Source organism: Streptococcus suis, from assembly GCF_002964045.1.
GTDB classification, from domain to species: Bacteria; Bacillota; Bacilli; order Lactobacillales; family Streptococcaceae; genus Streptococcus; species Streptococcus suis_U.
This window is the reverse complement of record NZ_POPB01000408.1, coordinates 1-1,615: the sequence shown is the minus strand read 5'-3', so window position 1 is coordinate 1,615 and position 1,615 is coordinate 1. Positions and strand designations below refer to the sequence as shown.

Annotated in this window: 3 protein-coding genes; 2 read left to right on the top strand and 1 reads right to left on the bottom strand. The window is 38.2% G+C overall.

The window, feature by feature from the left end; all coding sequences use genetic code 11:
- Window positions 1–183, top strand: a 183-nt coding sequence (locus C1E99_RS10525) for a transposase domain-containing protein (RefSeq protein WP_238146183.1), incomplete at its 5' end; no start/stop codon positions are given.
- Window positions 184–244: 61 nt separating this feature from the next.
- Here the strand turns inward: C1E99_RS10525 and C1E99_RS10520 are convergent.
- Window positions 245–487, bottom strand: coding sequence for a hypothetical protein (locus C1E99_RS10520; RefSeq protein WP_105207515.1), 243 nt, complete (start codon window positions 485–487; stop codon window positions 245–247).
- Window positions 488–635: 148 nt separating this feature from the next.
- Here C1E99_RS10520 and C1E99_RS10515 point away from each other — a divergent pair.
- A partial coding sequence (locus tag C1E99_RS10515; RefSeq protein WP_105206448.1) for an ISL3 family transposase occupies window positions 636–1,615 on the top strand: 980 nt, incomplete at its 3' end.

Genomic DNA, 1,615 nt, shown 5'->3' with positions numbered 1-1,615 from the left:
GGAGCCAAGTCAACAGCTGTCATTTTGAGTCTTTTAGAAACAGCTAAGCGACACGGACTTGATGCAGAGAAATATATGAACTATCTTCTAGAACACTTACCTAATGAGGAGACACTCGCAAAAAAGGAGGTGCTGGAGGCTTATTTGCCATGGAAGGAAAAAATTAAGAGAGCATGTAAATAGAAAAAGGTTCCAGAGTCGATAGGACTTTGGAGCCTTTTCAATATACTTTGTTATTGGGCGGTTACATAACATCACCTGATGAATGTATAAGTTCAATTGGATTATTTTCACCATCAAATTGTACAACATCAAAACCTTCAAGTCTTGATAAGTATTTAAACAGCTCCTTAGCAACCATTATAGAGGATTTTTTGCCTCTTTTATTGACAATTGGATACTCCAATTCAACACCTATGAATAATTCAGGTTCATTCTTTATTTTTGATATGTATTGTTCTTTAAAGAAATTCGTAATTTCAGTCATGTATTCTCCAATCATTCTTTAAAGGGCTCTATAATTTCTGTAGTGGGTAAAACCACCGTGGAGATTATGGAGCCTTTTTGAGTATAGAAAAAAAGTCCCATATGACCTATAATGAAAAGCGACGAAACTCACATTAGAAAGGGTTCATATGGAACAACTAAATCTTATCACAAATCTTCTCAGAATTAAAGACAAAAATATCACTATCTCTAATGAATATGACCTAGGAACTCACTTAGAACTCCACGGTCACTTGGATTACACAGCCCCTAAATGCTCAAAATGCAAGGGACAAATGGCTAAATACGACTTCCAGAAAGCCTCTAAAATCCCCTACCTAGAAACTGCTGGTTACCCGCTACTTATCCGCCTTAGAAAGCGTCGCTTCAAGTGTAAAGAATGCGGAAAAATAGCGGTCGCTGAAACTCCTCTTGTCAAGAAGAACCACCAAATCTCTGTCGCTGTTAACCAGAAGATTGCTCAATTACTCATCGAAAATCAAGCAATGAAACATATTGCACACAGGCTATCTATCTCAACATCATCAGTTATGAGAAAACTCAATGAGTTCAAGTTTGAAACAGATTGGAATGCCTTACCTGAGGTGATGAGCTGGGACGAGTATGCCTTCAAAAAAGGGAAAATGAGCTTTATCGCTCAAGATTTCGACTCCCTAAATGTCATCGCCATTCTGGACGGAAGAACTCAAGCAACCATCCGAAACCACTTTCTACGCTATCCTAGAAAGGTTAGAAATCGGGTCAAAGTCATTACCATGGATATGTTTAGTCCATACTACAAATTGGCTAGACAGCTATTTCCCAATGCAAAAATTGTACTCGACCGCTTTCATATTGTTCAACACCTTAGTCGTGCTATGAACCGTATCCGTATTCAAATTATGAATCAATTCGACAGAACATCGCAGGAATACCGAGCCTTGAAACGCTACTGGAAATTGATACAACAAGATAGCCGTAAAATCAGCGATAAACGATTTTATCGCCCTATGTTCCGAATGCACTTGACTAACAAGGAAATACTGGAAAAACTCCTGTCTTTCTCCGAGGAACTACGACAGCACTATGAACTCTATCAACTTCTCTTATTCCATTTCCAAGAGAAAAA